Below are 25316 nucleotides of genomic sequence, written 5' to 3'. Positions count from 1 at the left end.
GGGATCGACTGCGATTTCATGTGGACCCACCCACGGTTTCAGCTGAGGGAAAAACTCAGCGCTTCTGATTCCGCATGTCGACGTCTTTGTTGCGACTCGGCAGGTCGATGTCGTGTTCACGCACGGTCGCGACGATCGTCTCCTGGGCGCCGGCCACGGGGGGCGAATCATCGCCGAGGTCGAAGCTCAGCGGCGCCTCGACGGACAGGTTACGTTTGATCACGGCCAGCCCGATCGGACCCAGCTCCCAATGCAGAGCAACCGAGGTCAGCTGACCCACGGAACGCTCGGCTCCGCGAACCTCAGCGAGCACCTCGGTGCCGGCCTCGGGCTGAATGTGCCCGGATCCGTCGAGATGGACGAAGACGAGACGCCGAGGCGGCTGGCCCAGGTTGTGCACGCGCGCCACGGCCTCCTGGCCGCGGTAGCAGCCCTTGGCCAAGTGCACCGAGGTACGCAGCAGATCGAGTTCGCCGACGAGCGATTTGTGATCGACTTCGTTCACACCGGGGCGCCAGGCGGCAATCCGCAGGGCCTCCCAGGCGTCGTAGCCAGCCATCGTGAAATTGTTCGCCGAGGTGGCCTGCAGGTCCGTTCGCGCAATGATGCCGATGACGAACTGGGTCTCGAGCCCGGGGTGATCCTCCCCTGCCACCTCGAGGCCGAGATCGACCTGCGCGTACGATGCCGAGCCTGTGCCGATGTGCGGCCAGGGGTCGGTCCACAGCTGGGTCACGGGCAGGCTGTCCGGCAGAGTGACGATGGCGCCGAGGCATTGGAATTCGTCGCTGACGTCCTCGATCGTCACGCGCATCATGAAGACCATCTTGCGCAGGAATTCGAGGGTTTCGTCGGTGCGCAGTTCGCTGATCGCCCACAGAGTCTCACCGTCGTCGACGAGCTTCAGCCAGCCTTCGATGCGACCGTTCGGGTCCAGGACCAGGGTCTCTGTGCCGACGCCCGGAGCGAGAGTGTCGAGTTTCTGTGTGGTGATGGAGTTCAACCAGGTGAGGCGATCTGCTCCGCTCAGACGCAGGATGCGCAGATGAGGCAGGTCGACGATCGCACCCTTCTCCAATAGTGCGCGCTGCTCGCGCAGCGGTGAACCGTAGTGCAGCGGCGTGTGCTGCAGTACGCCTTCACCGACGACCGCGGTGGAACTCAGCGGACGGCTCAGTGATGAGGGGCGGGCCTGTGTGGCTTCCGCCTCAGGCAGGTTTGCATCCGCCTCAGACGCTTTGGCTGCGTCGTCGGGAACCTGGGAGGCAGAATTCTCGGAATCGGGGTCGATCATGTCAGGCGATCTTCTTCAGTCGGGCCGAGGAGTGCGTGGCGAGTTCGTGACCCAGTGCGGCCATGTCCCAGGCCCACATGAGCTCCCCGCCGACGAGGCCGTACATGCGGGTCGAGGCCGTGTATTCCTTCGCAGTCTTGGTCCGGGCGACGACATCGGTGGAGAGGTCGATGCGTGGTCCCTTGACGTGGCCTGCGTAGAGTTCCATCACTCCGTGCGGGTGGACGATCTCGGCTTCGATCTCGAATCCGTCGTCGTTCGTGCGCAGGGTCTCCACGGCAGCGGCCGTGGTGAAATGCGGGTCCTCGGTCGGAATGAGCATTCCGGGGCCCACGTCGCCGGCATCGCGCGGGCGCACCAGCTGCCAGATCCCTGTCTCCAGGGTCAGCGTCGACTCCAGTTCGCCGTCCTCACTCAGCAGCCACGCATGCGCGGTGTACTGCAGGAACGGAGTTCCGGGGTGGGCGGTGAAATCGACGCGCTGCCCGAACTGCTTCTCGGGGGTGTCCGCGTAGCCGACGACTCCGACGCCTTCCCACGAACCGATGAGCCAAGACAGGGGAACGAGCTCGGGGTGAACCGAGGAATCAAGTTCGATCATTGAGTTCAGCGATTGTCTTTGAACAGCGCCGTGACAACCTTGACTCCGACGCCCAGGGCGCCGAGTGCGGCAATGCCGACGAGACTGGTGAAGACGATTTCGAGAGCGACAAGGTTTTCCATGCTCCCAGTCTACATTTCCTGACAGCGGAGTGTGCACCCAGGCCAAGACCTCAGCCCGAGGTCGGCCCGGCTTCCGCTCAAGGTCAGACCGAGGTCACAGAGCGATGCGTTCCAGGGAGTAGACGACGACGCCGCCGAGGGCGATGGGGGTGGCGCCGAGAGCGAGCTGCACGGCGAAGCTGCGGGCCTTCTCCACGTTCTTCTTCAACTCGATGTTCTGCGAGACTTCAAGGCTCACGGCCTGGTACTGGCTGTGGGCGATGAGCCCGAGCATGCGGTCGACTCCGGCCACCAGCAGCCCCATGATCGCGCCGAGGATCAGCGACACGGGCCAGCTGAGAGAGCCGGTGAAGATGAGGACGGAGAGGATCCCAGCGACCGCGGTCGACATCGCAATCGCCAGCGGAGATGTGTAGATCGCCGGCCAGGGCAGAGCTGTCATACAACCGGCGACGATGAGTGAGACGAGTCCCACCACGATCGACTCTTTCTCACCGGGTACGGTGATCGCCGCTACCCAGGTACTCGCGGACAGGGCGATGACCACGCCCGCGACCTGCGCCGAGACGTTGGCCACGGCGTCCGAGGCACCCATGCCTCGAGTGAGGTTCTGCACGAAGGTCCACAGCAGTCCGAGGCCCGCCAGAACTGGAAGCCAGTCCAGATAGGGTGCGGTGCTGTCGCGGAATGCCGCGAGCAGTCCGGCCACACCGAAGAGGAACAGCATGATCGAGGTCGCACGGGGCTGCGGAGAGTCCGTCAGCCGGGGCCAGCCGTAGGCGACGCCGAAGACGATGAGCCCCGTCGCCAGCAGAAACAAGGTGTAGCCCCAGTACACGGAGGCACTGAGGGCCAGGGCCAGTACCAGGGCAACAGCTACTCGAATCCATCTGATCACAGCACTATCGTGCCTTACTCGGCCGCGGCGACGCGATTTGGGCCAGTATCAGCGATCCCCCATGAGGCCCGGGCCGCCCGCGAGAGGCCGCCTACGCGGGCATCGACCTGAGTCACGGCCGGGCCTGGTCACGCCCACCGGCCAGGCCTACGCTGACCGAATCTGCACAACTGAAACTGCTCAACCGAATCGTTCAACCCCTTGGCCCAAACGGAGGACAGCATGACAACGATGAAACCGGCCTCATCCGGCGACCACTATCTCTTCGACAACGGATCGGACCTGGGAGCGCAGCAGCTCAACTCACTGTCCGCGCTCTTCGACGCACACACGCGTTCGGTCCTGAATTCCCTACCGCTGTCGGCCTCTCCACGGTCGCTGGAGATCGGAGCGGGGAATGGATCCGTGGCCAGGATGATCGCCGAGCACTCCGACGGTCAGGTGTTGGCAATCGACCTCGACACGACACACCTGCCGAAGACTCCCGGAGTCGAGCCGCGTCGACACGACATCCGCGAAGGAGTCCCTGCCGGCCCCTTCGACCTCATCCACGCGCGAATCGTCCTGACTCACTTGACCGCGCGAGAAGAGATATTCGCGTCACTCGTCGATGGGCTGGCACCGGGAGGCTGGCTCGTCCTTGCGGATGTGGGCCTCGCCGAGGAACTCCTCGTGGCCCCAGAGGAATCCGATCATGAAGTCTGGCGCAACTATAACGACGCTGCGTATCGGCAGGTCGGACCGGCCGCCGGGCACGACTACTCGTGGGCAGACCGCACCGAAGCAGCCATGTTCGCTGCCGGACTCAGCGATGTCGTCGCCGAACATGTCGTCCCTCTTGCCCGCGGCGGAGGTCCCTGGGCGATGTATCAATCAAATCTGAGCAGGCAGGCGGAGGTGCCGCTGTTGGCCACTGGGCTGAGTATGGAAGACATGGAGCGGTACCGCACCATGCTGACGGAGCCCGAATTCCGTGCACGCATCTTCTCACTGACCTACACGGCAGGGCGCAAGCCAGCCGCCTGAACGGATACGCAGCCCCTCACCTCCGTGACCCAGCTCCCTCCGCCCGACAGCCTCGGTATACTTTCCCCAGGCCGCACCTTCAGCGGCCGCGCCGAATCCGAGGAGGTGGATGAAGCACATGCGAATCCTGCACATCTGCCCCGCGTCCCCGCACGACCCCCTCCTGGCCCCGGAATCTCTGCAGTACCTCGGCCATCAGGTTCAACGCCTCAGCATCGATCAGCTGCGCCGGACTGACACCGAGTCGATCACTGCCGACGTCATCGTCGCCGATGCCTGCTTCGACCTGTCCCTGGCACCTGCCATCGCCGAGGTGGTGGCCCGGGCCCGTATCGACGCCCCGATCATCGTCGTGCTCAGCGAAGGCGGACTGGCCACCGCCTCGGCGAAATGGAACGTGTCTGACATCGTCCTCACCACTGCCGGCCCCGCCGAGGTGGAGGCCCGCCTGCGTCTGGCACGTGATCATCACGCAACGCAGGTGCCACACGGTGTCACATCGCGGGAAGCCGGGCCCGGTGGGTCCGCGTCGACAACGGGAACCGGCGGATCACGGTCCGAGAGAACGTCGTGGAAAACCAGCGGCCCGTGGACGAGCGAGGGCGAACCCATGATCGTCGTCAGCGGGGCCCTGCGCATCGACGAAACCGCCTTCACCGCACACCTGGGCCCGCGCAGCCTCGACCTGACCTACCGCGAATTCGCCCTGCTGAAATTCTTCGCAATGCACCCCGAACGTGTCTTCACCCGCGACGAGCTCCTGCTCGCGGTCTGGGGCGATGACTACTACGGCGGTACCCGCACCGTCGATGTGCATGTCCGCCGCCTGCGTGCGAAACTCGGCAAAGACTTCGAAAACGCCATCCACACCGTCCGCTACGTCGGCTATCGCTTCAGCCCCGATTCCGCGGCCGCGCACGGTGATGGGGCAGAGTCTGACACCGGCCAGAAGTCCGACACCGGCCAGGAGGCCGACGCTGACCAGGAGTCGGAGCACGAGCAGCCAGAAGCAGAGTCGAACGAGGAGGACGTGAAGGTATGAGAATCGAAGCCAGCGGAGCCGTGACCGAAACCCCGATCGCCCCCCTCGCCGAGGCGGAGCTGGCCTTCCTCGACCGCGTGAGCGCAGCCGATGGGTCCGCTGAGATCTCCGGCGGACTCCTGTCCATCGCCACCGGCGAGGACGAAGCACATTCGGCGCAGACGGCCTCGAGCGTATGGCGGATCTATGACGAGGATGAGACTCTCATCGGCTTCGGCATCCGCGCCCTCCAGGGGGACCGACATGCAGCCGAGTTCCTCATCGCCCCCGAACACCGCGGCCACGGCCTGGGCGGGGTATTGCTGTCGACGATCCTTGACGAAGAACCCACCTCCTGGTGCTGGTCGCACGGTGACCACCCCGCCGCACAGGCACTGGCGAAGAAGCATGGACTCGGGCGCGAGCGGGTGCTCTATCAGATGCGCACCGACACCGGTCTTCGCCTCGAAGACCTGCCGCAGACCTCTGCCCCCGACGGCGTCACCATCCGCTCCTTCGCCCCCGGCGATGAGGAAGGCTGGCGGCGAGTCAACAATGCGGCCTTCGACTGGCACCCCGAGCAGGGCTCGCAGACACCGGAGGACTTCGCTGAGATCATCCAGGAATCCGCCTTCGACCCGGATTCTGTGGTCCTCGCGATCCGCGATGATCGGGTCATCGGATTCCACCAGACCAAGCTCACGGACTTCGACGATGAGGGCCGCCTCGGCGAGGTCTATGTGGTCGGTGTCGACCCGAGCATCCATGCCAAGGGCGTGGGCAAGGCGCTGACGATCGAGGGAATGCGCAGGATGGTCGCCGCCGGCGCGAACGTGATCGAACTCTACGTCGAGTCCGATAATGCACCGGCGCTAGGCTTGTACGAGCGGCTGGGATTCCATGTCGCGGTGGCGCACGTGTCCTATGCGCCGGCTTCCTCGACCGAACGCAATCAGGAGTAACGATGTACGACATCACTGCAGCCGGAGCGGAGCTGGGTCTGCCGGAGCCAGAGGATCGATTCCTCGACCGGGAGCTGAGCTGGCTGGCGTTCAACGAGCGTGTCCTCGACCTCGCCTCCGACCCTGATATGCCGCTGCTGGAGCGGGTCCGATTCCTCTCTATCTTCGCGACCAACCTCGACGAGTTCTTCATGGTCCGCGTCGCCGGTCTCAAACGCCGCATCAACACCGGACTGGCCGTGCCCAGCGTCACCGGCCGGATGCCGCTTCAGGTCATGCATGCGATCGGGATCCGCGCCCACGACCTCATGACCCGCCACGCGGCCCTGCTCAAGGACGACATCGGCCCCCGCCTCGATGCGGAGTCGATCACGAAGGTCCAGGTGGACGAGCTCACCGAGAATGAACGCGCCCGCGTCGACGAGTTCTTCGCCGGACACGTCTTCCCCGTCCTCACCCCGCTCGCAGTGGACCCGGCCCACCCGTTCCCCTACATCTCTGGACTCTCGCTCAATCTCGGCGTCCTGCTGCGCTACCAGGACTCCGGCAAGGAACTCTTCGCCCGGGTCAAGGTGCCGCCGCGTCTGCCCCGGTTCTTCAACGTCGCAGCCAATTCCGATCGTCCCGTCGGTCGCGATGTGCCCGCCCGCTTCGTCGCGCTCGAGGACATCATCGCCGAACACCTAGGCACGCTCTTCGAGGGCATGGAGATCATCCATCACTCGACCTTCCGCGTCACCCGCAATGAGGACGTCGAGGTCGAAGAGGACGATGCGGAGAACCTCCTCAAAGCCCTGGAGAAGGAGCTTCTGCGGCGTCGCTTCGGACCAGCCGTCCGCTTGGAGATCACGGAGAACATCCACCCCCGGGTCCGCGAGATGCTCAAGGACGAACTCGGCATCGACGAGCCTGAGATCTACCACCTGCCCACCCCGCTCGACCTCTCCGGAATGTCCGATATCGCCGACGTCCCGCGCGATGACCTGCACTTCCGCAAGATGGTCCCGCAGATGAACAAGGACCTGTCGCTGCGTGAGTCCAGCGATCAGGTCGACGTCTTCGCGGCCGTGGGCAACCGTGACATCCTGCTCCACCACCCCTACGATTCGTTCTCGACGAGCGTGCAGGCCTTCCTCGAGCAGGCGGCGGCGGACAAGAACGTGCTCGCCATCAAACAGACCCTCTACCGCACCTCCGGGGACTCCCCGATCATCGATGCCCTCGTCGACGCTGCGCAGGCAGGCATCCAGGTGCTCGCGGTCGTGGAGATCAAGGCCCGCTTCGACGAGGAGGCCAACATCACGTGGGCGCGCAAGCTCGAACGCGCCGGTGTCCACGTCGTCTACGGAATCGTCGGACTCAAGACTCACGCGAAGCTTTCCCTGGTCGTGCGTCAGGAGGCCGAGGGTCTGACACGCTATTGCCACGTCGGCACCGGCAACTACCACCCGAAGACCGCGCGCGGTTACGAGGACTTCGGGCTGCTGACCAAGGACAAGAACGTCGCCGATGACCTGACGAAGCTGTTCAACCAGCTCTCCGGCTATGCGCCCCGTGCCGAGTACTCGCGCCTGCTCGTCGCCCCCACCCGGGTCCGTTCGGGGCTGATGGACCTCATCAGCAAGGAGATCGACATCGCCGAGGCGGGCGGTGCCGGCATGATCCGAATCAAGGTCAACTCCATCGTCGACGAGGCGATCATCGATGCCCTCTACATGGCCTCCAAAGCAGGAGTTCACGTCGAGGTCTTCGTCCGCGGCATCTGCGCTCTGCGTCCAGGAATTCCCGGATTGAGTGAGAACATCACCGTCCGGTCCGTACTGGGCCGATTCCTGGAACATTCGAGGGCGTTCGTCTTCGGCAACGGCGGCGATCCCATCGTCTACATCGGGTCAGCGGACATGATGCACCGCAACCTCGACCGTCGCGTCGAAACCCTCGTCGAGCTCATCGCTCCGAACCACAAGGCCGAGGTCATCGAACTCTTCGACCTCGCCTTCGCCGACACCACCTCGGCGTTCGACCTTGCCGGGAACGGCAAGTGGACGCGCAGCACCCACGACGATCAGGGCAAGCGTCTCACCGAATACCAGACGGAGCTCATCCGCCGTCATCGCAAGCGTCGACAGATCGGGGAAGAGGAGTGAGCCCGAAATCGGTCGGTTCCGCGCAGGCGTCTTCACGCGTCACCGCCGATGTCCTCGCCGCTGGTGCTCTGTGCTGGCGCACGGGCGGCGAAGGGCTCGAGGTCGCACTCATCCACCGTCCCCGCTACAACGACTGGTCGTGGCCCAAGGGCAAGGTGGAGTCCGGCGAGACCCTTCCCGAGACTGCAATCCGCGAGGTCAAGGAGGAGACGGGACTCGACATCTGCCTCGGCGTGCCCCTGCCGACCGCCGAATACATGGTCGGCGGGAAGAACCTGAAGAAGGTCTTCTACTGGTCAGCTCAGATCAAGGGCGAGCACACCTTCGCACCAGTGAACAAACGCGAGGTCGACGAAGTCAGATGGTTTCCCGTCGCTGAGGCGCGGACGAAACTGACCTCCTATGCCGATCGCGACCAGCTCGACGCGCTGGAGAAGTTCGATTCGACCGACGCTCTGCGCGCCTGGCCGCTGATCCTCGTCCGCCACGGGAAGGCCTTTCCCCGAGCGAAATGGCACGAGACCGAGCATGTGCGTCCACTGCTGGCCTTGGGCACCCGCCAGGCCATGGCGCTGACCGGGCTGCTCTCGGCGTGGGGGGCGAAGAAACTGATCTCGAGCCCCTGGAAGCGCTGCATGGCCACCCTCGCTCCGCTGTCCGCGGCGACCGGGAAGTCCATCCGCAAGGTCTCGTGTCTGAGTGAGAAGGCGAGCACCGCGGATCCCGACAAGACCGCTCGATACATCGAGAAGCTGCTGGAGAAGGGCAAACCGGTCATCTACTGCACCCACCGGCCGGTCCTGCCGCTGATCCTTGACATCTATGCGAAGCACGCCCCCCAGCGCATCGCGGAGAAGCTGCCCCATGAAGACCCCTATCTCAAACCCGGTGAGGTCCTCGTCGCCTATGTGCGTCCGGGTCCGGTTCCCCGCATCGTCGAATTCGAGCGGTTCCGCCCGATCGACTCCTGAACGGCACCTTCATGTCGTACCGACAATGATCCTTTCATAAATTCGGGTATCCCTGTGACCGAGCACTCCCCTGGACGTGAAGCCTTCAGGAGTCATTCACCTTCCGTTCACTAAGCCACTCCCCAGCCTTTACACACGATCCTTAGCGTGGGACACGAAAGATCGAGCAAGCTCGAACAGTGTTCTCATACTCGAAAGGCAACTTCGTGAAGCTGAAGCACCTGGCACCATCCGCTGCAATCCTCGCAGCCGGCGCACTCACCTTGTCGGCATGCGGTGGAACCTCTGCTACCGGAGAGGAAGCAAGCAGCGGTGGCGACAGCGACCTGCAGGGCACCCTCACCGGCATCGGTGCTTCATCGCAGAAGGCCGCGATGGACGCATGGACCGCCGATTTCGCCGCAGAGAACTCCGGCGTCACCGTCAACTACTCCCCTGACGGTTCGGGTGCAGGCCGTGAGCAGTTCCTAGCCGGAAATGCTCAGTTCGCCGGTTCCGACGCCCACCTCGACGACGACGAGGCCAAGCAGGGCAAGGAAGCCTGCGGCGCCGATGGTGCCTACGAATTCCCGGTCTACATCTCCCCGATCGCAGTGACGTTCAACGTCAAGGGCGTCGACGAGCTCAACCTCGCCCCCTCGACCATCGCCAAGATCTTCAAGGGCGATATCAGCAAGTGGAATGACAAGGCCATCAAAGCCGACAACCCTGATGCCAAACTGCCCGACACGAAGATCACGGCCGTTCACCGTGCCGATGACTCCGGCACCACGGAGAACTTCGCCGAGTACCTCAAAGCCACGGCAGAGAAGGACTGGGACGCAGAGGTCAGCGGAGATTTCCCGAAGGACTTCGGTGGTGAAGCCGCACAGGGCACCGACGGTGTCGTGCAGACCGTCTCCGACACCGATGGAGCCATCGGCTACGCCGACGCCTCGGCGGTCGGCAAGCTGAGCACGGCCAAGGTGAAGGTCGGCGACGAATACGTCGAGCTCTCCGCCGATGCCGCCTCCAAGGTCGTCGATGCCTCCGACAAGGTCAAGGGCCGCAGCGAAGGCGACCTCGCCTTCGACCTGGCCCGCGACACCACCGAATCGGGCGCCTACCCGATCGTCCTCGTCTCCTACCACGTCGTCTGCTCGTCCTACAAGGATCAGGAGACCGTGGACATGGTCAAGGCCTGGGAGAAGTTCGTCGTCTCCGAAGAAGGACAGAAGTCCGCAGCGGATTCCGCCGGCTCAGCTCCACTGTCGGACGACCTGCGTTCGCAGATCGAAACCGTCATCGATTCGATCAAGGTTGAAGGCTGATTCTTGGCCACTGACCTGCAGAAATGATAAGTCGAAGAGCGGCGCAGCGACCCTGCGCCGCTCTTCGGCGCCTAGGGATCTGCCCACCGGATCCACCGCAAGTTTCATGAGGAGCACTTGTGCCGACCAGCACACAGACCACAGTGTCCGGCCCTGCCGGAGCACCTGAACCGGACTCAAATCCCGAGTCCGGCACGGGCCAGAAGCCCAAAGCCGTCGTTCGTCCCGGTGACCGAATCTTCTCGGCCGCAACGCTCATCGCCGGCATCCTGATCCTGCTCATCTTGGCAGGCGTCGCCCTGTTCCTACTGGCACAGTCCAAGGACACCATCGAAGCCCAGATCAACGATCCGAGCTCGATCACCGGCGGCAACGGATTCTTCTCCTACGTCTGGCCGCTCGTCATCGGCACACTGATCTCCTCCGCCATCGCTCTGCTCGTGGCCACCCCCTTCGCGTTGGGCATCGCGCTGTTCACCACACACATGGCGCCACGGAAGCTGGCACCGGTCCTCGGCTACGTCATCGACCTGCTCGCCGCGATCCCCTCCGTCGTCTACGGTCTGTGGGGGATCGCCCTGGCCGGCAACCTCACCGCGTTCTACCTGTGGCTGTCGAAGTGGTTCGGCTGGATCCCGATCTTCGCGCCCGATGCCGACGGCGCCGTGTCGAACACAGGACGCACACTGCTGACCGCTTCGCTGGTGCTCTCCATCATGATCCTGCCGATCATCACCTCCCTGACCCGGGAGATCTTCCTGCAGACTCCACGTCTGCAGGAAGAAGCGGCTTTGGCTCTCGGCGCCACGCGCTGGGAGATGATCCGGATGTCGGTGCTGCCGTTCGGAAAGTCCGGCATCGCCTCGGCGACCATGCTCGGCCTCGGCCGCGCACTCGGCGAAACGATGGCAGTGGCCATGATCCTCTCCCCCGGTCTCCTCACCGCATCCCTGGTGGTCAGCGGCAACCAGACCATCGCCTCTGAGATCGCGCAGAACTTCCCCGAAGCCGCCGGACTGCGGCTGTCCGAGCTGATCACGGTCGGCCTCGTCCTCTTCGTCATCACTTTGCTGGTGAACATGGGAGCACGCGCAATCGTTGCCAAGACCTCGGTGAAGGGCAGTTGAGAATGTTGACTACTACGAATAATTCGACGACCGCTCCTCGCACCCTCGCCTCCAAGCAGCTGCCCAAGGCCACTCCCTGGGTGGTGGCCGTGGCTTCGGTCATCATTGCGACCATCATCAGCTTCATCGCGTTCAGCGGCTTCAATATCCCGGTCGTCGCGGTCCTCGCCGGACTCATCAATGTGGTGGCTGTGTTCGCACTCTCCGGAGCCTACGAGGGCCGCCGCAAGGCCACCGACAGGGTAGCGACGACAGTCGTCACCTCGTCGTTCATCCTCGCCTGTGTTCCCCTCATCTCTCTGCTCTGGATGACCGTCACTAAGGGCGGAGCCGCCATCAGCTTCGACCTCCTCACCCGCACCATGCTCGGCATGAAGGGCGTCCTCGATCAGCAGTACGTCGCCGGTGAAACGACGATGGCAGGCGGCTTCTACCACGCGATCGTCGGCACCGTCCTGATCACGGTCATGGCCTGCATCATCTCGATCCCCATCGGCGTGCTGACCGCGATCTACCTCGTCGAGTACTCAGAGAAGAACAGATTGGGCAAGGCCATCACCTTCCTCGTCGACGTGATGACCGGCATCCCCTCGATCGTCGCCGGCCTCTTCGCCTTCGCCCTGTTCTCCACCATCGCGAACTTCATCATGCCGGATGCGGCAGGCATCGCCAAGACCGGCTTCACCGCCGCGGTCGCGCTGTCCGTGCTCATGATTCCGATCGTCGTGCGCAACACGGAGGAGATCCTGCGGCTGGTGCCGATGGATCTGCGTGAGGCCTCCTATGCTCTGGGCGTGCCGAAGTGGAAGACGATCGCCAAGATCGTTCTGCCCACCTCGGTGTCGGGCATCCTCTCCGGAATCACCATTGCAATCGCCCGCGTCATCGGCGAAACCGCTCCGATCATGGTCACCGCCGGATTCGCCAAGACACTCAACTGGAACCTGTTCTCCGGTTGGATGTCGACGCTGCCGACCTACATCTACGATTCGCAGCTGCGTCCGGTCTCTCCCGGCGATGCGGCACTGGCCAGTTCGGAGCGCGCCTGGGCGGCAGCCCTCGTCCTCGTCACTCTGGTCATGGTGCTCAACCTCCTGGCCCGAATCATCGCGCGAGTGCTCGCGCCGAAGACAGGACGCTGATGAAGCGCTGAGACCCCGCCGCACCTCTTACTTGTTTCAGACATTCCACAGATAGGGAAGCACATTGTCCAAACAGATCGACATCAAGGATCTCGACATCTTCTACGGCGACTTCCGGGCCGTCGACGGTGTGCAGATGCAGATCAAGCCGCGCTCGGTCACGGCCCTCATCGGCCCGTCGGGCTGCGGCAAGTCCACCGTGCTGCGCACACTCAACCGGATGCACGAAGTGATTCCGGGTGCCAGCGTCTCCGGCCAGGTCCTGATGGACGGCAATGACATCTACGCCTCGGGTGTGGACCCGGTCAACGTCCGCCGTGAGGTCGGCATGGTCTTCCAGCGTGCCAACCCTTTCCCCACGATGAGCATCAAGGAGAATGTGCTGGCCGGGGTGCGCCTCAACAGCCGTCGCATGTCGAAGCCCGAGGCCGATGACCTCACCGAGCGTGCACTGCGCGGCGCGAACCTCTGGAACGAGGTCAAGGACCGCCTCAACCTGCCTGGCTCTGGGCTCTCCGGTGGTCAGCAGCAGCGCTTGTGCATCGCTCGTGCGATCGCCGTTGAGCCCGAGGTCCTACTCATGGACGAGCCGTGTTCCGCTCTCGACCCGATCTCTACCCTGGCCATCGAGGATCTCATCAACGACCTCAAGGACCAGTACACGGTCGTCATCGTCACTCACAACATGCAGCAGGCCGCTCGTGTGTCCGACAAGACAGCGTTCTTCAACATCGCGGGCACCGGCAAGCCCGGCAAGCTCATCGAGTTCAACGAGACTTCGACGATCTTCTCCAACCCCGAGAAGGAAGAGACAGAGAATTACATCTCCGGCCGCTTCGGGTGATCTGCGGGGTCTGCGGGGCTCGCGGGGCCCGTGGGGCTTGCGGGGTGCGTGGGGCCCGTGGGCTGGGTGAAGAGCAGGGTGGAGCGCGTCCAAGGGCTACCGAGCTCCCGGCCAGGAGGCCGCAGTTCCCAGCGAGAATGCCCAACGGTTGGTAACTTCATCTCGATCCCGGCGCATGGATCGAGACGAAGTTACCAACCGTTGCCTGCTTTCACGGCCTGGAGTCACCCCGCGAGGGCGCCGTCTCTACGACTGCCGCATCGTGGAAGTCACACGGGCTGCGGGCCAGCGGTGACCACTACTCCCCACGAGCACGGCAGCTCTAGCCCGAGCACAATGCAGTCCCTTTGACTTCATGGCGACCGCCTCACAACCGAAGTACATGATGAGAACTGCAATTGCGTTTTTAGCCGTACCGCCAATTCGCCGTACCGCCAATCGGCTGTGCAGATTGCTCAATCAGGAGAATCCCATGACGCGCTAACTCATCTCCAGCCTGTTCCATTCGGTCGACGGTGTCGCTTCCGCCCCGAAGCATGTCGCTTCGAGGACCCTGTCCCCTGAAGATCTCACATCGTCCAATTCGACGCTCATCACCGGAGATCCCGTTGACTATGTCAGGACGCTCAAGGAAGGCACCGGAGCAGACATCGCGGTACAAGGCCCGTGTCCATTGTCAGTCAGCTGCTCGAGGCGGGACTCATCGACGCACTGACCCTGGCCATCCATTCCGTGGTTGCCGGTGCCGGCCGTGGGATCTTCGATGGCGATGCACCCAAGCGCTTGTCTCTGACCGACGTGCAGAACACTTCCAAAGGCAACCTGCTCGTGACCAATGGGCCTCGGCAAGACTGAAGACTTCCAGCAGAACTGATCACTTCCGACACGGCTGATACCAGTTCGCCGGCCTGATAACCGCCGTCACCACTGATGTTTGTCGGCCAGCCTGATAGCTGCCGGCAGCGTCGAGGTCAGATTGATTGCCCTCTTCCTGCGCGTCTGAACATGGTCTGGGAGTTGCCTTCGCAATCAACCGAATGATCTTCCCAACAACACATCGCCGATATATCGTTATATATCGTCAGAGCGATACATTCAGACCTGGAGGTCATCATGAACGAGCCATTCAATCACGGAGGCTTCTCTCGCCGAGGCGGCGATTGGGGCGGTGCCAACATCTGGGAGGCAATGGAGCAGCTGCGCTCTTCCTTCAACCCCAAGCAGCCTTTCCGCATGAACCGCGGAGACGTCCGCGCCGGGATCCTCACACTGCTGGCTGAGGCACCCATGCACGGTTACCAGATCATCCAAGAGATCGAAGAACGCAGCGGCGGCAGCTGGAAGCCCAGCCCGGGATCGGTCTATCCGACGCTGCAGCTGCTCACGGATGAGGGACTCATCAGTGCGGAGTCCTCCAGCGGACGTAAGACCTATTCGCTCACCGAGGCCGGCCGCGAACAGGTCGATTCCGAGCAGGGGTCAAGTGCTCCGTGGGAGACGACGAAGAAACCCGAAGCGCCGAGGGCCGCGAATCTGGCCAAGGCAGGCGTCGAGTTGGCTCAAGCGGCAGCTCAGGTGGGCCGTTCCGGCAACAAGGAACAGGTCGCCGAGGCGGTCACCGTGCTCGAGGAGACCAAGCGCAAACTGTATTCGATCCTCGCCGAGGACTGACGCGTGAGGGAGAGAACCCTCCGGGCTCGCTACGGTCGGATCCTCCGCTTCGCCGCGGCTCAGATGGTCATGGCGTGGTGGTTCGAATTGACGCTGCCGCGGATCGGCCTGGGTCGGTTCGCGGCACGAGGCCGGATAGACCGTTGGCGTTCCACGGCCAAGCGATTTCGCACCCTGGCCGTGGAGCTCGGCGGACTGATGATCAAGGTCGGTCAGTTCCTCTCCTCAAGGATGGATGTTCTGCCGCCCGAGATCACCAAGGAGCTGGAGGGGCTGCAGGACGAGGTCGCACCTGTCCCGTTCGAACAGATCCGCACCCTCGCTGAGGCGCAGCTGGGGATGGAACTCAGAACTGCCTTCGTCTCCTTCGAGCCCCGCCCACTGGCTGCCGCATCCTTGGGTCAGGCCCATGCGGCCACGTTGAACCCGGAGGTGGCCGCGGAACTCGGATTCGCCGAGGTAGTCGTCAAGGTCCAGCGTCCCGGCATCGCCGATGTCGTCGGCGTCGACCTGCGTGCCCTGCGTCGGATCGCCGGGTGGCTCTCTCGAGTCCGGTTCGTCTCCCTCCGTGTCGATATGCCGGCACTGGTCGAAGAGTTCGCCCATGTCAGCCTCGAAGAGATCGACTATCTGCATGAGGCCGCGAATGCGGAGACCTTCGCCATGGACGCGGCTGCATCCTCGGCAAGCTCGGGGTCAGCGTCGGCAGCGTCTTCGGCGGCCGCATCGAAGGCTGCGTCTGCGTCGGCAGACACCGCTTCTTCTGCGTCCAGCTCGACCCGGGTGCAGGCTCCGCGGATCGTCTGGGAGCAGACCACGCCACAGGTGTTGACCATGGAAGATGTCACCGCGATCAAGGCCAATGATGTCACTGCACTGCATCGAGCCGGGATCGATCCCCACGAGGTGGCTGCGGTCTTTGCGCATACGATGTTCGACCAGCTCTTCCGCAATGGGTTCTTCCACGCCGATCCTCACCCCGGCAATCTCTTCGTCACCCCCGTCCACCCAGCCACCACCGCGGCGAGTGCGAGCTGGCATCTGACCTTCGTCGACTTCGGGATGATGGGGCATGTGCCCGAGAACCTGCGGGCGGGCATGCGAGAGCTCATCATCGCCGTGGCGCTGCGGGACTCCCGCCGTCTCGTCGCCAGCGTCGAACTCATCGGAGTGCTGCTCGACGGCGCGGACACGGAAGAACTCGAACGCGCTCTCACAGGGCTCTTCGCACGGTTCGGAGGCATGGGGTTCGCCCAGCTGCGCGACGTCGACGAAAAGGAGCTGCGGGCCTTCTCCACGGACTTCGAAACGGTGGTGCGCGACCTGCCCGTGCAGCTGCCGGAGAACCTCTTCCTCATCATTCGCTCACTGTCCATGGTCTCGGGTCTGTGCAGTTCGCTCAACCCCTCGTTCAATATCTGGGAGGTCGTCGAACCCTATGCGAGCGAGCTGATCGAAGAGGAGAAGGGCGGCGCCGCCGGAACAGTTGCGAAAGAGGCGATCAACTTCGTACGCCTGACGCTGGGCCTGCCGGGACGCCTCGACAGCCTCGTGCAGAGGCTCGAGGATGGCGAACTTTCGGTGGCCACGCCCAAACTGGATCGGCGGGTCGCCGGCCTCGAGCTCCTCGCCCGCGGGGTGATCTCGGCCGTGCTGTTCACTGGTTTCGTCATCGGCGGTGCGGTGCTGCTGCCGACGACGAGGCTGGGCGGCGTGGCGCTGCTCATCGCCTCGGCGCCGGCGCTCATCTACAGTCTGGCCACCCTGGTACGACACAGGACGCTCAGCCGCCGACACCGCCGCCAGTGAAACCACACGGTCATCCTGCCCCACCAGCAGCGCACGCGGAATCGGCCCGTCACTGCCGCCGAAAAGCGCGGGCATCAAGTCGCCTGGCACGGTAGGCATAGGTCACCCAACCGAGCGCCAGAGCCCACAGCGGGAACAGGAGAGTCGGGCCGATCGTCACCCAGTTGCCATCGATGCTGACACCGTTGAGCAGAACCGAATGGATCATGCCCATGCCTCCGGTGAACATCGCCAATGTGACGATGCCGGCGGGTATCGTCGCGAGGAGGATGGGCACACGTCGTCCTACCAACGGCCCTGTCCAACGCGGAAATCTCTCTCCCCATCTCTGCACCAGCCCCAGGGTCAGCAGCGCTCCGAGCAGTCCGGCGATCGCCAAGGCGAGACCTGAATGCCACATCCCGACCTGGAGGCCTTCGGAATAGAACTCGGGGCTGAGGCCGAATGGGATACCCAGTGCCCACAGAATACGAGTGGATGCATAAATGACGGGAACAGCCACGGCCACGCCGACGGCGATCTTGGCACTGACTCGGACTGGCTGGCGACCCTCCGCTGCATCCACTGAGATCACCCCCGCAGTGGAGGCATCGGCTACAGAGGCATCCACGACCGCAGCATCGGCGCCTGCCCTGGAGCTTCGCCGGCGGCTCTCCAACGATGCCCACACCGCTATCCACAGCCCCGGGCCGAGCAGCATGAATCCCTGCCAGAGCACTGCGACGGGAATCGGTGGGAACTGCAGACACAGCGTGTAGCCGAGGTACGCCAACACCAATGTGTCGGTGAAGACCACGGTGGTGACGAGGGTGAGGAAGACCGCGAAGATTCCAGCCGCTGCGACGGCTCTGCCGCGCAGTCGCGGCAGGGTCAGGAGGGTCGCTGCGAGAGTCAGGCTCAACAGCGCACAGGACCCGACCAGTGCTGCTCCAGCAGGGATGGAGAGATAGTCCAACAGCGTATTGTATTCGCCCGGTTCCGCATGACCGAACGGAGGAAGCAGTAGTCCGCTCCCCCACAGCACGGAGACGACCAGCATGGTCAGAGACCAGACCGCGCTCAGGCCGATCATGATGACACCGAGGTTGAGCGGCTGCGTCGATTGAGATGGATAGGCTGACTGTGTATAGCTCTGTGTTGTCTTCATGCTTCAACGCTCGCTCCGAAGCCGTCCTGGCAGACTCCCCCGAACGGGTGAACGGCATCCCTCACAGGGTGAAGCATGCCCCTCAGGGGGTGATGAATCCCGATTCGAAGGCTCTGATCACGGCTTGAGTCCGGTCCCTGGCGCCGAGCTTGCCGAGCAGCGAGCTCACATAGGTCTTGACCGTCTCACTGCCGAGGAACAGTTCACCGGCGATTTCCACATTGCTCAGTCCGCGCGCCATGAGTGAGAGCACCTCCTGCTCGCGATCGCTCAGCTGGGCAACACTTGCCAGATCTTCGCGCCTCCCCGCCTCAGCCGCCATCTCACGCACCTTCTGCGGATACAGGAGTACTTCCCCACTGGCCACGACGTACACGGCGCGGATGAGTTCCTCCGGCTGGGCCCGTTTGAGGACGAAGCCATCGGCACCGGCACGCAGCGCTTCGAAGACGTAGTCGTCGCTGTCGAAGGTGGTCAGGATAAGCACGCGAGGAGGGTCCTGCCGCGCCACGAGCAATCGAGTCGCTTCGAGTCCGTTGAGCTGCGGCATGCGCACGTCCATGATGACGATATCGGGCTGCGTGCGCTGGACGAGGTCGATGGCGTCGGCACCATCGCCGGCCTCGCCGACCACTTCGAGTCCGATGTCCGAGTCGATGATCGCCGCGAGCCCGGCACGGACCAACGGCTCATCGTCGATGAGGACCACCCTGATGCTCATGTCTGCCTCTCCTCGTCCGCAACTCGTACAATGCCGCTGTCTGTCGGCAGCACGGCCTCAAGCGTCCATGAGCCACCATCTGCAGTCCACCGAACTTCCCCGCCGAAGAGCTCAACACGTTCTCTGATCCCCTGCAGACCACGGCCTGCACCCGCATTGCTCCTCGCACCACTGGTGTTCACCACGCAGGCGTTGCTCACCGTCAACGTCACGAATCTCGCATCGACGCTGATCGACACCGATGCCCCCGGGTCTGAAGCGTGGCGAAGCGAGTTCGTCAGAGCCTCCCGCACGATCCGATGCAGCTCGTGCGCCACAGCTGAAGACAATGAGCCCATATCGCCGCTGATTCTCAGCTGAGTCGGGTGCCCAACTGACCTCGCTTCCTCGGCCAGGACCTCGAAGTCTTCGATCGTTCGCCGAGGTGGCTGTGCCGTTTCCGCACTGATGACGGTGCCATCGCCTGCCTCCAGATCGGCCTCCGTGCGGAGCAGCGCGAGAACGTGGTCCAACTCGGCCACCGCCTCACGTCCGGTGCGGGCGATTTCGTCAACGGCCGCCTCGGCGAGGGTGGGGTCTGTCTGCAGTGCGCGCTTGGCCACAGCCGCCTGCATCGTCGTCACGGTCAGCGCGTGGCCGATCGAGTCGTGGACCTCGCGGGCAAGCACCGTGCGGCGGAACCGGCGGGCCCGCTCGCGACCAGCGAGCTCAGCGCGGTCGGCCGCAGATGGGCCGAGAAGAACGAGCGCATAGTTCGGCAGGAAGTATCCCTCCACGACGATGACGGCGATGCACATCAGCAGGATTCCCACGGCGAGAGCCTGGATCAGCCCTGCGGGCAGCACGGTGGCTGCAGGGCGAGTCTCGGTTCCGATCAGACCGTTGGAGAGTTCATGAGCCTGCTGGGGATCGGCGCCTAGAACGATGGCGGCTGGGATGAGGACGACGGTCGTGAAGAGGAGCAGTGCGCCGGCGAAGGTGTGACCGAAGTAGAACAGGGCACCGCGCAGCCGATCGGCCGTTCGGGGCCGCCTCGGCGGGGTGGTGATTCTCAGTTCGAGCAGCTGCTCAGCCAGTGTGCGCTCGAGGGCGCGGATGACGGCGAGGAATGCCGGGACGCACAGCAGCACGAAAGCGATGATGCCGACGACGATGATGGTCAGCGAATCGGAGCGGTTGCCGACCTGGTTCGATGCAGTCACGATCCAAATCACGACCGCCGCGTAGGGCACAGCGATGACGCCGCCGATCAGCAGGACCAGCAGCCTGCGCCACAGCTTTGCCACGCGAGCCTTCACCGTCACCAGACTACCGTCGCAGCACTCGATCAGCCCGGAATACCGGGTGCATTAGAAAACCACGGCAGAAAATCCTCGACCGAACCCATCCACGCCACAATCCGCTCCGAATCAGGTGATGTACGACGAGAGTCTTCGAAAGGATCGTCATGAGCACTCACACAGTTTCATCATCAGCTCACACTTCCCGCACCAGCGTCCAGATCGTCTCAGGCCTCTTTGGTGCCGTGTTCCTCCTGGTGGGCATCCTGGGCTTCATCCCGGGCATCACCACGGACTTGGACACGATGATGTTCGCCGGGCACCATTCGCAAGCCGCACTGCTGGGGATCTTCCAGGTCTCAGTGCTGCACAACATAGTCCACCTGCTCTTCGGCCTCGTTGGACTCCTCGGACTCAGATCACGTGGTTTGGCGAGGACCTACCTCATCGTCGGCGGCATCGTCTACGCGGTGCTGTGGATCTACGGACTTGTCGTTCCGATGGAATCGATGGGCAACTTCGTTCCGCTCAACACCGCCGACAACTGGCTTCACTTCGTCCTCTCGGTAGCCATGGTCACGACCGGAATCGTCTTCGGCCGGAAGGCTCACACCGCGCCACGAAAGTGAGGCTCTAACCGGTGAAGAGCCTGACCGCCAGGCCGATGCAGATCGCCAATGCCGCGGCCGCGGGGATGGTCAGCACCCAGACCCCGGCGACGGGCAGGATGAAACGGGCGCGGGCACGTCCCTTGCGTCCGGCGTACTGAGTGCCCAGAATCGCCGATCCGAGGATGAAGGTCAGCGACACCGGCACCCGCATGATGAGTGCCGCCGTGTACATGAGTACCGCGGCGGTGCCATCGGCTGCCGCCGATTTCAGCGGATCGAGCCCGGCCATGCGCACCGACAGTGTGCGCACAACCCGCCAGCCGCTCAGGCCGGTGCCGATCGCCAAGGCTGAGGCAATGAGCAGTCGCACCGGCCAAGAGATCTCGATGACGGAGAGCTCCGTGTACGGGTTGGCGTCGACTGCCAAGAGGCCGACCATGACCAGGGCCGCGATCTTCTGCGCATCCTGAACACCGTGGACCAGCGACAGAGAAGCGGTGAGCACCGAGTCGACCATGCGGGCACCCCGGAAGAGCGGCTTGGGCGGTGAAGCTGCAAAGGTCTTCGACAACAGAGCCGTGAGCCCCCAGGACAGCACGAACCCGAGAATCGGTGAGATCACGAGCGGCAGAATCACAGAGTTGAGGGCCTCGGCGGAGTTGACCGTGAAGCCCAGCACGATGCCTGCGCCCAGCAAGCCGCCGATAAGGCAGTGCGTGGAGGACACAGGCAACGCCAGGTAGTACGTGAACAGGCTCCACGCCGTTGCGGCGACGAAGGCGATGATCAGAGAGGTGAGGATAACCTCGGGGTCACCGTCGAAATGGACGATCTGGTTCGCCACCACCGAGGCGATCCCCTCGCCCAGCAGCGCCCCGATGAAGTTGAAGACGACGGCGAGCCCCAGAGCCCACCGAGGATTGATGGAACGTCCGACGACGGCATTGCCGATGGTCAGCGCAGCATCATGGAAACCGTTCGAACCGGCGAAGATCACCGCGGTCACGATGACTCCCGCCAAGAGCAGATCCACGGACTACGACTCCTTGATCGCTATGGCGGCGACGACCTTGCCCAGCTCGGTGAAGCCGTATGCGGCACGAACGAAGGCCTGCCCCAGCTGGGAGACCGCGGTCATGTACGTCAGGCCGCGCTTCGAGTTCGGCACAGCGTCGGACATCCGCCACTGCAGTGCTTCGACTTGGTAGGTGAGGCGGTTGATGGCGTCGACGTAGTCCCACTGATCGAGCTTTCCCGGCAGCCGAGTGACCATCCTGGAGGTGTGGTCCGTCTGATTGGACAGGACTGCCAGGGTCTCGAGGACACCCGAAGGCAGTTCGTCGAAGGCTTCGGAGGCGAGGACGAATCCGGCACCGTGGAGAAGGTGACAGATGTCGCGCATGTGATGACCGAGCAGGTACAGGTCATTGCGGTCGAAGGGGGTGATGTAGTTCTCGCGGAGCGCGCGAAGCACGGCGCCCATGTCTTCATCGGCCTGATCGCCGATCTCGCGGAGACGGTCAGCGACCTGCCTGCGTTCGCTGACTTCGATGCCGGAGAGTTCAGCAAGCACCAGATTGCATTGCCTCATCTGCCCGACCAGATCGGAGAGACGTTCGTAGAAGACAGTGTCCTGCGGTACTCGCTTGAGCCGCATGCGCTCCTCCTGCCCGGGGCCCGGTCGCGCCGGACGAATGTGCATGTTGCTTCAATTGTATTGTGCCGGACGCTGAACCGAGAGCGCCTCTCGGCGGTAGGCCGCTCGAAGCGGCTGAATTTGGAGCCCGGGGCTTCAGATCCAGCGTCCGGTGGCCACAAGGGCCACGCACAACGATACTCGTTCTCACCCATGAGTCCACCGCCGATGCGGGTGAACGGGAGTTGAAAATCTCACAGTTAGCGTATGGGGCCAGGTTCCCCAGTTGGGTCAGGCTGCTTGCTCAGTCCAGCCCACCGTGGCGGTGGGAGATGGCGGCGTCCTTGAGATCCTTCGCGAACTGGCGCAGCCGAGTGGCGGCCCCGGAACTGTCGGTGCCTTCGGCGCACATGCCGACGAACGCGGCCGCACGCAGGAGGGCGATGACGACGTCCCCTCGGAAGGCTCCGGCCAAGATCTCATCGATGGCACGAGCCACCTCGTCGGGGCCGGCGGGAAGCTCCACCCCAGCGAGGATGTCATCAAGGCCGAGGCCATCAGTCATCCTGCGCTGCCCGGCGGAGAACATGTCGGCGAGCTCGCGCGGAGAGGTGAGGATCCATTCGCGCAGTGCATACAGACGCCAGAGCGCTCCCGGTGCGGAGACAGCGGGTGCGGCTGACCACATTTCGGCGATGACCTCGAGACCGATGTCATCAGCCAACTCCACGAACCGTTTCGTCGCGGCCTCATCACGCTGACCGCGCGAGTCTCCGAGGAGAAGCGCCGCGGTTGCATGAGAGGTCTCTGATCTGGTCACCGGGTCACTCGAATCGCTGATGGAATCGAGATCGGCCAGGGGTATCGGGCGGTGGAAGCGTGGCTGTGTCATCGTCAGAGTAGTCTAGTCCCCCGCTCGCAGCGGTGAATAGCTCAGAGTCAGTGATCGTCTCCCGGTCAGGTCGCATTCGCCCGGTTCACAGTGGCGACTACTAAACTGGTGACAAATTCGTGTCTGCGACCAGCAGGCGACGAGTGCAGACAACGAGGAGGAACTCCCGTGGCAAAATCATCAGTGGCGAAGAAGGGCCTGGACAAGGCAGCGAAGTTCGCTGTCAATGAAGACGGGTCCCTCAATCCCCGCGCCCAGTCGATGCTGTCGAGGCTTCTCTCGGTCCAGCGCCCAGTGGCTCTGGCCTATGTGCGCAGCCTGCGTCGCCGGAATCCGGAGGCGACTCCGGAGCAACTCATCAAGATCATCCGTCGGCACTATCTCACGCTGACGACCTCGGGTGGCGCGGCAGTCGGTGCCACCGCCGCTGTTCCCGGGCTCGGCACGACAGCCGCCTTGGGCGTTGCCACTGCTGAGACCGCAGGATTCCTCGAAGGCACCGCGCTGTTCGCGCAGGCGATCTCCGAGATCCACGGACTGCCCGTCCAGGATGCCAAACGTGCGAATGCGCTGGTGCTGGGGCTCATGCTCGGCAAGGACGGGAAGAATCTTGTCCAGAAGTTCGGCAAGCAATCCGGCGGTACGGAGTCGATGTTCGGCAGTTGGGGGTCGACAGTGACCAAGCAGCTGCCGGCTCCAGTGGTCGACCTGTTGGTGCGGAAGCTGCGCAAAACCTTCGTCCGCAAGTTCGCCGCGCGTGCCGGTGGTTCACTCGTCGGTCGCCTGATGCCCTTCGGCATCGGCGCGGTCATCGGCGGTGTGGTCAATGCTCAGATGGCCCGCAAGGTGGCCAATGAGTCGACCGAGGCCTTCGGGGCCGCACCTGCGATCTTCCCGCTGGAGACCGACCCCGAGTTCGTCGCGCCGAAGAAGGACCGCAAGCTGCTGGCAGGTCTGAAGAACATTGCCGCACTGCGCGGAAAGATCAAGAAGAACAAGGCCATCGAATCAGATGTCATCGATGAAGCCGCCGAGGAGGATCTCACCGCACCGGATGCCCTGCCTCGCACCTACACCGGTGACGATCATCCCGAACTCGGCAAATGATCGACGTGTGAAGTCCGCAGGTCATCGCCGCGAACCAGTTTGAGTATTCGGGTCCCTTACCTCTAATATTATTGAGTCTCCAACTACACCGTTATGACGCATGTTCATGCGGTCGTGTTGAGGCGGGGCCTCTAGCTCAGTTGGTAGAGCAACGGACTTTTAATCCGTGGGTCGTGGGTTCGATCCCCACGGGGCCCACCCAGTCCAAAGAACCCCTCCGATCCGGTGTCAGCACCGTGATCGGAGGGGTTCTTTGCCGTTCATCTCTGCCTGGCAGACGGGACGTCACTGTTCGAGGCGGCCGCCCAATGCCTGTTCGACGGGAATGCTTCCGTCCTGCCACGGGGTGAGGACCCAGGCGACGAGATAGGCGCCGAGGCCCAGGACCGGAAGCAGGAATGAGGCGAGGACCAGCAGTCGAACCAGCCACACGTTGAGTCCGGTCGACACGGCCAGACTTCCCGCTATACCGCCTAGGACCCTGTCGGGGCCACGACGAAAACCTGTATTGCGGATGGCATCAAATAGTTTTTTCATGCTCATAACAATACGCAGATCCTGTGATCTGCACAGTGGTGCTGACCGTTGAACCGGGTTGAGGGAAACCGGAACAGCAACCGCGGGATGACCTGGAAGGGCAGGGCCACCTCGGCGGCCATTCAGATCCGATTCTCATTATGTGAGATCTCGATCACGGGTTTTGGGCGCGTCAATGCAATGACGGACGGCAAGGGCGGTTACGATTATGTCGTTGTGCAACCAATTGTCCGCATCTGCCATCTGCGCGACGCGGCATAGAGGAGTCCCTTGTGAAGTGGTTGAAGAAGACCGTCCTCACGCTCGTCGTCATATTCGTGGCTTTCTATCTGTTCACTCGGCCGGAAGATTCCGCCGATGCAGTCCGGAACGCCTTCGAAGCGGTGGGCGGCGGTGTCGGCTCACTGGTCACGTTCTTCACGTCCCTGTCCTCGTAAGCG

General features: G+C 63.4%; 25 protein-coding genes and 1 tRNA gene. 16 read left to right on the top strand and 10 right to left on the bottom strand.

The genetic code is table 11. The features are described from left to right. Window positions 1-55 precede the first annotated feature (55 nt). From INT29_RS06965 to INT29_RS06955, 3 genes are all read right to left on the bottom strand, one after another. Window positions 56-1294 carry a YgfZ/GcvT domain-containing protein gene (locus INT29_RS06965; RefSeq protein ID WP_193071201.1) on the bottom strand — a complete coding sequence of 413 codons (1239 nt, stop codon included), beginning with the start codon at window positions 1292-1294 and terminating at the stop codon, window positions 56-58. A gap of 1 nt (window position 1295) precedes the next feature. Beyond that, window positions 1296-1895 (bottom strand): FABP family protein, encoded by a 600-nt coding sequence (locus tag INT29_RS06960; protein ID WP_101573895.1) that lies wholly within the window; start codon window positions 1893-1895, stop codon window positions 1296-1298. 216 nt (window positions 1896-2111) lie between these two features. Continuing rightward, window positions 2112-2915, bottom strand: a complete 804-nt coding sequence (locus tag INT29_RS06955; RefSeq protein WP_257930215.1) for an ammonia permease — start codon at window positions 2913-2915, stop codon at window positions 2112-2114. Window positions 2916-3137: 222 nt separating this feature from the next. Between INT29_RS06955 and INT29_RS06950 the strand changes: the two genes are divergently transcribed. From INT29_RS06950 to INT29_RS06895, 12 genes are all read left to right on the top strand, one after another. Beyond that, the gene (locus INT29_RS06950) at window positions 3138-3941 is read left to right on the top strand and encodes a class I SAM-dependent methyltransferase (RefSeq protein WP_101573893.1); all 804 of its coding nucleotides are present in this window, start codon (window positions 3138-3140) and stop codon (window positions 3939-3941) included. A gap of 118 nt (window positions 3942-4059) precedes the next feature. Further along, window positions 4060-4983 (top strand): winged helix-turn-helix domain-containing protein, encoded by a 924-nt coding sequence (locus INT29_RS06945; RefSeq protein ID WP_193071281.1) that lies wholly within the window; start codon window positions 4060-4062, stop codon window positions 4981-4983. Continuing rightward, window positions 4980-5924, top strand: a complete 945-nt coding sequence (gene mshD, locus INT29_RS06940) for a mycothiol synthase (protein WP_193071200.1) — start codon at window positions 4980-4982, stop codon at window positions 5922-5924. Before INT29_RS06945 ends, mshD begins: the two co-directional genes overlap by 4 nt. Window positions 5925-5926: 2 nt before the next feature. Continuing rightward, window positions 5927-8071, top strand: coding sequence for an RNA degradosome polyphosphate kinase (locus INT29_RS06935; RefSeq protein ID WP_193071199.1), 2145 nt, complete (start codon window positions 5927-5929; stop codon window positions 8069-8071). Beyond that, window positions 8068-9042, top strand: a complete 975-nt coding sequence (locus tag INT29_RS06930; protein WP_101573887.1) for an NUDIX hydrolase — start codon at window positions 8068-8070, stop codon at window positions 9040-9042. Before INT29_RS06935 ends, INT29_RS06930 begins: the two co-directional genes overlap by 4 nt. Window positions 9043-9248: 206 nt before the next feature. Next, complete coding sequence (gene pstS, locus INT29_RS06925; protein ID WP_101573987.1) at window positions 9249-10352, top strand: phosphate ABC transporter substrate-binding protein PstS; 1104 nt, start codon at window positions 9249-9251, stop codon at window positions 10350-10352. Between the two features lie 236 nt (window positions 10353-10588). Beyond that, complete coding sequence (gene pstC, locus INT29_RS06920; RefSeq protein WP_101573985.1) at window positions 10589-11479, top strand: phosphate ABC transporter permease subunit PstC; 891 nt, start codon at window positions 10589-10591, stop codon at window positions 11477-11479. Window positions 11480-11481: 2 nt separating this feature from the next. Continuing rightward, window positions 11482-12621 (top strand): phosphate ABC transporter permease PstA, encoded by a 1140-nt coding sequence (pstA, locus tag INT29_RS06915; RefSeq protein WP_193071198.1) that lies wholly within the window; start codon window positions 11482-11484, stop codon window positions 12619-12621. Between the two features lie 64 nt (window positions 12622-12685). Further along, window positions 12686-13465, top strand: coding sequence for a phosphate ABC transporter ATP-binding protein PstB (pstB, locus tag INT29_RS06910; protein WP_101573883.1), 780 nt, complete (start codon window positions 12686-12688; stop codon window positions 13463-13465). Between the two features lie 666 nt (window positions 13466-14131). Continuing rightward, on the top strand, window positions 14132-14320 hold the full coding sequence (locus INT29_RS20065; RefSeq protein WP_319020855.1) for a dihydrofolate reductase family protein: 189 nt from the start codon (window positions 14132-14134) through the stop codon (window positions 14318-14320). 258 nt (window positions 14321-14578) lie between these two features. Further along, window positions 14579-15136: a PadR family transcriptional regulator gene (locus INT29_RS06900; RefSeq protein ID WP_180959038.1), complete on the top strand. Its 558-nt coding sequence runs from the start codon at window positions 14579-14581 to the stop codon at window positions 15134-15136. A 63-nt stretch (window positions 15137-15199) separates the two neighbouring features. Beyond that, window positions 15200-16945, top strand: a complete 1746-nt coding sequence (locus tag INT29_RS06895) for an ABC1 kinase family protein (protein WP_135446800.1) — start codon at window positions 15200-15202, stop codon at window positions 16943-16945. A 49-nt stretch (window positions 16946-16994) separates the two neighbouring features. Here INT29_RS06895 and INT29_RS06890 read toward each other — a convergent pair whose 3' ends face one another. From INT29_RS06890 to INT29_RS20620, 3 genes are all read right to left on the bottom strand, one after another. After that, complete coding sequence (locus INT29_RS06890; RefSeq protein WP_193071197.1) at window positions 16995-18092, bottom strand: hypothetical protein; 1098 nt, start codon at window positions 18090-18092, stop codon at window positions 16995-16997. Between the two features lie 82 nt (window positions 18093-18174). Next, on the bottom strand, window positions 18175-18813 hold the full coding sequence (locus INT29_RS06885; protein WP_101573878.1) for a response regulator: 639 nt from the start codon (window positions 18811-18813) through the stop codon (window positions 18175-18177). Beyond that, window positions 18810-20117, bottom strand: a complete 1308-nt coding sequence (locus INT29_RS20620) for a histidine kinase (RefSeq protein ID WP_193071196.1) — start codon at window positions 20115-20117, stop codon at window positions 18810-18812. The genes INT29_RS06885 and INT29_RS20620 overlap by 4 nt, the downstream gene beginning before the upstream one ends. 143 nt (window positions 20118-20260) lie before the next feature. Between INT29_RS20620 and INT29_RS06875 the strand changes: the two genes are divergently transcribed. Beyond that, window positions 20261-20722, top strand: coding sequence for a DUF4383 domain-containing protein (locus tag INT29_RS06875; RefSeq protein ID WP_193071195.1), 462 nt, complete (start codon window positions 20261-20263; stop codon window positions 20720-20722). 4 nt (window positions 20723-20726) lie between these two features. On the opposite strand, the gene INT29_RS06870 is transcribed toward INT29_RS06875, so the two are convergent. From INT29_RS06870 to INT29_RS06860, 3 genes are all read right to left on the bottom strand, one after another. Beyond that, the gene (locus INT29_RS06870; protein ID WP_193071194.1) at window positions 20727-21737 is read right to left on the bottom strand and encodes an inorganic phosphate transporter; all 1011 of its coding nucleotides are present in this window, start codon (window positions 21735-21737) and stop codon (window positions 20727-20729) included. A 3-nt stretch (window positions 21738-21740) separates the two neighbouring features. Then, the gene (locus tag INT29_RS06865) at window positions 21741-22406 is read right to left on the bottom strand and encodes a DUF47 domain-containing protein (RefSeq protein ID WP_226831658.1); all 666 of its coding nucleotides are present in this window, start codon (window positions 22404-22406) and stop codon (window positions 21741-21743) included. A gap of 238 nt (window positions 22407-22644) precedes the next feature. Continuing rightward, a complete protein-coding gene (locus INT29_RS06860; RefSeq protein ID WP_226841701.1) occupies window positions 22645-23232 on the bottom strand; it encodes a hypothetical protein in 588 nt (195 codons plus the stop codon). A gap of 168 nt (window positions 23233-23400) precedes the next feature. Between INT29_RS06860 and INT29_RS06855 the strand changes: the two genes are divergently transcribed. Continuing rightward, window positions 23401-24339, top strand: a complete 939-nt coding sequence (locus INT29_RS06855; RefSeq protein ID WP_240689114.1) for a hypothetical protein — start codon at window positions 23401-23403, stop codon at window positions 24337-24339. A gap of 125 nt (window positions 24340-24464) precedes the next feature. After that, window positions 24465-24537: transfer RNA gene (locus INT29_RS06850), tRNA-Lys, on the top strand. Between the two features lie 87 nt (window positions 24538-24624). Here INT29_RS06850 and INT29_RS06845 read toward each other — a convergent pair. Next, on the bottom strand, window positions 24625-24876 hold the full coding sequence (locus INT29_RS06845) for a PspC domain-containing protein (protein WP_101573868.1): 252 nt from the start codon (window positions 24874-24876) through the stop codon (window positions 24625-24627). Window positions 24877-25148: 272 nt separating this feature from the next. On the opposite strand from INT29_RS06845, the gene INT29_RS06840 reads away from it, so the two are divergent. Then, entirely contained in the window at window positions 25149-25313 is a 165-nt protein-coding gene (locus INT29_RS06840; protein WP_167854128.1) for a hypothetical protein, read from the top strand. Window positions 25314-25316: the final 3 nt, after the last annotated feature.

Source organism: Brevibacterium sp. FME37 (genome assembly GCF_014897485.1).
Classification (GTDB): Bacteria; Actinomycetota; Actinomycetes; order Actinomycetales; family Brevibacteriaceae; genus Brevibacterium.
This window is presented reverse-complemented; position numbering and strand designations above follow the sequence as displayed.

Coding starts and splice junctions, on each gene's coding strand:
- INT29_RS06965 (WP_193071201.1), bottom strand. CDS start 1,294: ATGATCGACCCCGATTCCGAGAATTCTGCCTCCCAGGTTCCCGACGAC.
- INT29_RS06960 (WP_101573895.1), bottom strand. CDS start 1,895: ATGATCGAACTTGATTCCTCGGTTCACCCCGAGCTCGTTCCCCTGTCT.
- INT29_RS06950 (WP_101573893.1), top strand. CDS start 3,138: ATGACAACGATGAAACCGGCCTCATCCGGCGACCACTATCTCTTCGAC.
- INT29_RS06945 (WP_193071281.1), top strand. CDS start 4,060: ATGCGAATCCTGCACATCTGCCCCGCGTCCCCGCACGACCCCCTCCTG.
- mshD (WP_193071200.1), top strand. CDS start 4,980: ATGAGAATCGAAGCCAGCGGAGCCGTGACCGAAACCCCGATCGCCCCC.
- INT29_RS06935 (WP_193071199.1), top strand. CDS start 5,927: ATGTACGACATCACTGCAGCCGGAGCGGAGCTGGGTCTGCCGGAGCCA.
- pstA (WP_193071198.1), top strand. CDS start 11,482: ATGTTGACTACTACGAATAATTCGACGACCGCTCCTCGCACCCTCGCC.
- INT29_RS06900 (WP_180959038.1), top strand. CDS start 14,579: ATGAACGAGCCATTCAATCACGGAGGCTTCTCTCGCCGAGGCGGCGAT.
- INT29_RS06895 (WP_135446800.1), top strand. CDS start 15,200: ATGGTCATGGCGTGGTGGTTCGAATTGACGCTGCCGCGGATCGGCCTG.
- INT29_RS06890 (WP_193071197.1), bottom strand. CDS start 18,092: ATGAAGACAACACAGAGCTATACACAGTCAGCCTATCCATCTCAATCG.
- INT29_RS06885 (WP_101573878.1), bottom strand. CDS start 18,813: ATGAGCATCAGGGTGGTCCTCATCGACGATGAGCCGTTGGTCCGTGCC.
- INT29_RS06875 (WP_193071195.1), top strand. CDS start 20,261: ATGAGCACTCACACAGTTTCATCATCAGCTCACACTTCCCGCACCAGC.
- INT29_RS06865 (WP_226831658.1), bottom strand. CDS start 22,406: ATGCACATTCGTCCGGCGCGACCGGGCCCCGGGCAGGAGGAGCGCATG.
- INT29_RS06860 (WP_226841701.1), bottom strand. CDS start 23,232: ATGACACAGCCACGCTTCCACCGCCCGATACCCCTGGCCGATCTCGAT.
- INT29_RS06845 (WP_101573868.1), bottom strand. CDS start 24,876: ATGAAAAAACTATTTGATGCCATCCGCAATACAGGTTTTCGTCGTGGC.